The sequence below is a fragment of the Streptomyces sp. NPDC044002 genome, from assembly GCF_056434525.1.
Genome location: NZ_JBWKEZ010000128.1, coordinates 1 through 4,712, shown reverse-complemented (window position 1 = coordinate 4,712; position 4,712 = coordinate 1). Strand labels below are relative to the sequence as shown.

General features: G+C 68.3%; 6 protein-coding genes and 1 pseudogene. 3 read left to right on the top strand and 4 right to left on the bottom strand.

From position 1 onward, the window contains the following. From AC07A6_RS40790 to AC07A6_RS40780, 3 genes are all read right to left on the bottom strand, one after another. Positions 1–914: PLL family lectin (locus tag AC07A6_RS40790; RefSeq protein ID WP_478780465.1), on the bottom strand; the 914-nt coding region annotated here is incomplete at its 3' end. Positions 915–1,254: 340 nt separating this feature from the next. Further along, on the bottom strand, positions 1,255–1,620 hold the full coding sequence (locus AC07A6_RS40785; RefSeq protein WP_478780464.1) for an Mth938-like domain-containing protein: 366 nt from the start codon (positions 1,618–1,620) through the stop codon (positions 1,255–1,257). Further along, the gene (locus tag AC07A6_RS40780) at positions 1,620–1,979 is read right to left on the bottom strand and encodes a hypothetical protein (protein WP_362472041.1); all 360 of its coding nucleotides are present in this window, start codon (positions 1,977–1,979) and stop codon (positions 1,620–1,622) included. Before AC07A6_RS40780 ends, AC07A6_RS40785 begins: the two co-directional genes overlap by 1 nt. An 89-nt stretch (positions 1,980–2,068) precedes the next feature. Between AC07A6_RS40780 and AC07A6_RS40775 the strand changes: the two genes are divergently transcribed. Beyond that, positions 2,069–3,283, top strand: a complete 1,215-nt coding sequence (locus AC07A6_RS40775) for a helix-turn-helix domain-containing protein (protein ID WP_478780463.1) — start codon at positions 2,069–2,071, stop codon at positions 3,281–3,283. Positions 3,284–3,333: 50 nt separating this feature from the next. Here AC07A6_RS40775 and AC07A6_RS40770 read toward each other — a convergent pair whose 3' ends face one another. Next, a complete protein-coding gene (locus AC07A6_RS40770) occupies positions 3,334–3,636 on the bottom strand; it encodes a hypothetical protein (RefSeq protein WP_478780471.1) in 303 nt (100 codons plus the stop codon). Positions 3,637–3,653: 17 nt separating this feature from the next. Here AC07A6_RS40770 and AC07A6_RS40765 point away from each other — a divergent pair. Both AC07A6_RS40765 and AC07A6_RS40760 read left to right on the top strand, forming a co-directional pair. Then, a pseudogene (locus tag AC07A6_RS40765) lies at positions 3,654–3,887 on the top strand (hypothetical protein); the annotation flags it as partial. A gap of 232 nt (positions 3,888–4,119) precedes the next feature. Then, entirely contained in the window at positions 4,120–4,374 is a 255-nt protein-coding gene (locus tag AC07A6_RS40760; RefSeq protein WP_478780462.1) for a hypothetical protein, read from the top strand. Positions 4,375–4,712: the final 338 nt, after the last annotated feature.

Below are 4,712 nucleotides of genomic sequence, written 5' to 3'. Positions count from 1 at the left end.
CTGTTGGGCGGGGTGATGTTGAACTGTCCGTGTGTTCCCCAGGCTCCGCTGGGAGCGCTGTCCCACCAATGCGACCTGACCGTCCCGTCGGGGCCTGCCCAGAAGACGTCGAGGTGGCCGTCCCGCTGTGAAACGGCGGAGATGCCCGTGTTGGGGGCGGCGCTGTTGGGCGGGGTGATGTTGAACTGTCCGTGTGTTCCCCAGGCTCCGCTGGGAGCGCTGTCCCACCAATGCGACCTGACCGTCCCGTCGGGGCCTATCCAGAAGACGTCGAGGTGGCCGTTTCGCTGGGAGACCGCGGAGATGCCCGCGTTGGGGGCGGCGCTGTTGGGCGGGGTGATGTTGAAGGGCTGGTGTTTGGCCCAGGCGCCGTTCGGGTCGCTGTCCCACCAGTTCGACCTGACCGTTCCGTCGGGCCCGATCCAGAAGACGTCCAGGTGGCCGTCCCGCTGTGAAACGGCGGTGATGGCGGAGTTCGGGGCGGCGCTGTTCGGTGGTGCGATGTTGAACTGTCCATGTGTTCCCCAGGCCCCGCTGGGAGCGCTGTCCCACCAATGCGACCTCACGGACCCGTCGGGGCCGATCCAGAAGACGTCCAGGTGACCGTTTCGCTGGGAGACGGCAGCCACGCCCGACTGCAAGGCCGCACTGTTGGGCGGGGTGATGTTGAACTGGCCGTGTGTTCCCCAGGCCCCGTTGGGAGCGCTGTCCCACCAGTTCGACCTGACCGTCCCGTCAGGGCCGATCCAGAAGACGTCCAGGTGGCCGTCCCGCTGTGAAACGGCGCTGATGCCGGTCGATCCGTTGACGACCGGCGCCTTCGCCGGCCACGACTTCGGCTGGACGCCTGTAACGGCCAGGGCGAACGGACTGCCGGCGATGAGGAGCAGCCAGACCGTCGTAATGGCGATCACCAAACGCGTCCCGAGGGGTCTCCGGGGCATTTGCCCCTCCTAAAGGTTGGAGGTTGAATCACCCCCCGTCCGCAGCATCCAGAAGCCTCTGCCCCCACGAACCACGATGCCGCATTCGCCGTGGCCTCGCCCACCGAAGCCGTCTCCTGCTGCGGGGCAGATTCCCCGGCGCTCGTTGCCGTGAGGCGTGCGATCACGCCACGGCTGTTCGCTCCTCCTGGTACATCGGCTCCGGCCCGGTCGTCGCCGCCACGGGGCTGCTGGTGCCGATCAACTCCCGCGTGGCGCGGTGATCGTCGGGGCACTCGCCCTGCTGATGACCGACCTGCTGTGAACCCCCTCAGCAGGTCGAGTGGAACAGCCCGCCGACGGCCTCACCGTCGCCGGCCAGCCGGTTGTACAGCGCGACGGCGGCCCTGGTCTCGTCGGCGTGCACGACGACCCCCGCCTCCCGCAGCACCCGCAGCGCCTCCGGCGTCGTCTTCAGCCGTCGCTCCATCCCCTGGCTGAGGACGACGACCGCACACCCCCGCCCAAGGAGCTCCCGCACGTCCCCGGCCTGGATCCCCGGCTCGTGCCGGGTCCCGTGCACGTTCCAGTCCCAGGCCTCTCCGCCACCCGGGAACAGCACGAAGTCCTTCCCCGCCCCGAGCCCCTCGACCTCCATTTTGCCCCAGGAGACGCGCGTGATCAGCGGAGACCGCATCAGGCGAGCGCCTTCTCGATGACCTCGAAGATGTCCGCGTCCGTCTCCTGCTGCCAGGACGGAAGCTCCGGCCAGTCGGCCACGTAACCCGGCTTCGGGTCCTCGAAGTGCCTGAACATCTGCGCGGTCCAACAGACGGCGACGAACCGGCCCTTCTGCTCCCGCGACAGCCGAGAGGTGTCGGCGGTCTCGACGAACTGCCGCACCTGCGCGTACACGGCTCCCGCCGCCTCACGCTCCCACTGCGGCGTCCCGTCCCACGGCGTCACGTACCCGGCCTTCGGCTCACCGGGAAAGTGCCGGCGCACCCCCGCGATCCACGCCTCCCGGAACAGTCGTGCGCCTTCGCTCTGCGACATGCCCATCCCTCTCGTCGGTCGGCCAGAGCGTATCGTCCGCCCGGCGGAAACCACGGTGCTTCGGGAGCTGCAAGGCGTACTTTGGCCGTATGGCTGCTGAGCACTTGGGTGACCGTCTGAGCCGTCTTCGCCGCTTCGCCGACCTGACTCAAGAGGGTCTGGCGGAGCGGTCCGGTGTGTCCGTCGACGTGGTGCGCAAGTTGGAGCAGAGGCGCAAGCACAGCGCCAGACTGCCCACGCTGCACGCACTGTCCAAGGGGCTGGGCGTCGAGCTGACGAGCCTGCTGGGCGATCCGCCCGCGGTGCCCTCGAACGGCGAGGCGGATTCCCCGGCGCTCGTGGCCGTGCGGCGGGCGATAATGCCGCCGCTGTTCGCCCCGCCCGTGGAGCCGACTGGTGCGGAGCGGTTGTCGCTCCCGCTCCTGCGGGCCGAGTTGGCGGCTGGATGGACCCTCTACCACTCGGCGGACTTCGGCCGCCTCATGGAGGTGCTGCCGGGCATAATCGCCGATGCCAGACTCCTCGCCGCCGTGGGGAACATGGACCAGCGGGCAGCCGGTCAGGCGGCCCTCGGCAAGGCGCTGCAACTTGGCGGACACCTGGCCATTCGTCTTGGCAAGACGGACCTCGCCCTCTCGGCGCTGGAGCGGGCGTACGCCGCAGCAGGAGACTCGTCGGACCCCCTGCTTGCTCCGATGCTGTCGAACTCCGTGGCATGGGCCTACCAGAGGCAGGCCAGGTTGGACGACGCACGGATTCTGGCCGTGCATGCCGCGGACGCGGTGGAACGCGAACACACCACCACGTCAGAGGGAGTTCGCGTCTGGGGCGGACTCCTGATGTCCGCAGCCACGTCGTACGCCCGCAGCGACGACTACGCGACGGCCAACGACATGATGGTGACCGCCGAGAAGGCGGCGGGCCGACTGTCCACCCTGCCTCCGCTGGCCGACGGCAAACTCGTCTCGGTGTTCAGCCGGTCGTCGGTGCGCATCGAGCGCGTCCGCCTCGCGGTCCAGCACGAGCGCCCGGAGGAGGCCCTGACGCTGGCCAGGGGGATAAGGCTCAGCAAGGACACCCCGCCTTCGTGGCGGACATGGCTGCTCCTGGACTTGGCGCGCGCTCATGCCGACTTGGGGGATGCCGCCGGCGCACTGAACGCCCTTGAAAGGCTGCGCAAGGTAGCCCCTGCGTGGATGCGGCACCACACCCTGGCCGTGGCGATCGTCACGGATCTGTGGGCAGGACCGAACCACCCGCCGGGCCTGCGGCAGCTGAAGGACTTCCTCGGCATCGCCAACTAATACTCCAGTGCGGCTTTGTAATTCCACGTCACGTTGGGCTCGCGTTGTGACTATCGGGCGGTGTCCTGCCCGATCGCTCGGAGGACATCGGCAAGCCAGACCAGGTGGTGGCCCACGGCCCGGTCCGGGGCGGCGAGTAGGTCTTCAAGGTGCTGCCATGATTCGGAGAGCTGGCCGATCGTGATCGTTCTCGGTTCGTTGGGGACGTCGTAGAGTTCGTCGCCCGGGACAGACCAGAAGTAGTCGCGTTCGAGTGCCACGGTGCTGCCGGCTGACGCTTCGATGTGTTGCAGTGCCAGCTCGAAGGCGTGCCGGAGCTGGTCAAGCGGGATCTGCAGAGGTTCGCTGTCCATGCGCTCATCTTGTCGACCCCGCCGACCCGGATCACCCCGCCCGAAGCAGTGAACCGATCGACCTCACCGTCCCGGAGGCCCGTCACCTGCTCACAGCCTCGTTCAACCCACCGCCCCAGTCCCCCTCCAGGGGCCTGCACTGGTCAAACTGGCGCAGACGCCACCAGGCAACAGCCCGACGCAGCCACTACCGACGACGACTCGCTGCCGCAGCCAGCACAATAGATCGCGAAGTCAGACCGGAGTACTAAGAGCGGAAAAGTGGGATGTTGCGTCCCTGTGGTCCTTCGTCGGCCGCCGAGAAGATCGAACCGTCCGGCAGACGATGCGAGGGATACATGACGCACGAACAGGCAACCCGTCCGCTCGCCCCCGACAATCCCTGGTCGCGGGCACAAGCCACAAGCAGTCCCAGCGCCGAGCTCCTGGTTCGTGCACTCATCGGCTGGGAGCGCTTCCTCGCCACCTTCGAAGGAGCGCCCGATGAGTGAGTGCTACGAGTACGTCCCCCACCGCCTCCTCCGCCAACGCGTCCGCGACATCGCCTCAGGCACCGAGGGCATCCTCATGGCCGTGATCAACGAGAACGTCTCCGGCACCGGCATCGAACGCTGGATGGAACTGGCCTACATCCGTGGCGCCTCCGGCCGTGAATTCACGACAGCCGCCACCAACGTAGAACCCGCCCCGGACCAGCCCAAGACAACCGCCAGTCGCCGAGACCGGAGAAGCGCGTAGCGATCCGACGCGCCCGTGCCCTCCCGCGCTGCCCTGATCAGCCTCAGGTGCGGGTATCAGCCCCAGACGGCTGCCGGCCGCCGAGATCAGAGAAGCGCGTAGCGATCTGTCGCGCCGGGGGCTCCGCAGGTCGCTCTGATCAACCTCTCGTGCGGGTAGTCGCGCCCCTGGCCCGGGATCGCGACGTCTGAGGGCCCGGATGCCCGGCGGGCCGGCGCCCGGCCCCTCGCCTCATCCCTGAGAGACCCGTCCCTCCTCCTCTGGACCGTGCCGTTTCTTTGGGGGTTTCCCGGCAGTCTTTCGGCTTTCCGGGGCGGGTCGGCCTGTCAAGGGTCGCC

Bases quoted from the DNA above. Each gene is read 5' to 3' on its own strand.
- AC07A6_RS40785 (WP_478780464.1), bottom strand. From the start codon at position 1,620: ATGCGGTCTCCGCTGATCACGCGCGTCTCCTGGGGCAAAATGGAGGTC.
- AC07A6_RS40780 (WP_362472041.1), bottom strand. From the start codon at position 1,979: ATGTCGCAGAGCGAAGGCGCACGACTGTTCCGGGAGGCGTGGATCGCG.
- AC07A6_RS40775 (WP_478780463.1), top strand. From the start codon at position 2,069: ATGGCTGCTGAGCACTTGGGTGACCGTCTGAGCCGTCTTCGCCGCTTC.
- AC07A6_RS40770 (WP_478780471.1), bottom strand. From the start codon at position 3,636: ATGGACAGCGAACCTCTGCAGATCCCGCTTGACCAGCTCCGGCACGCC.
- AC07A6_RS40760 (WP_478780462.1), top strand. From the start codon at position 4,120: ATGAGTGAGTGCTACGAGTACGTCCCCCACCGCCTCCTCCGCCAACGC.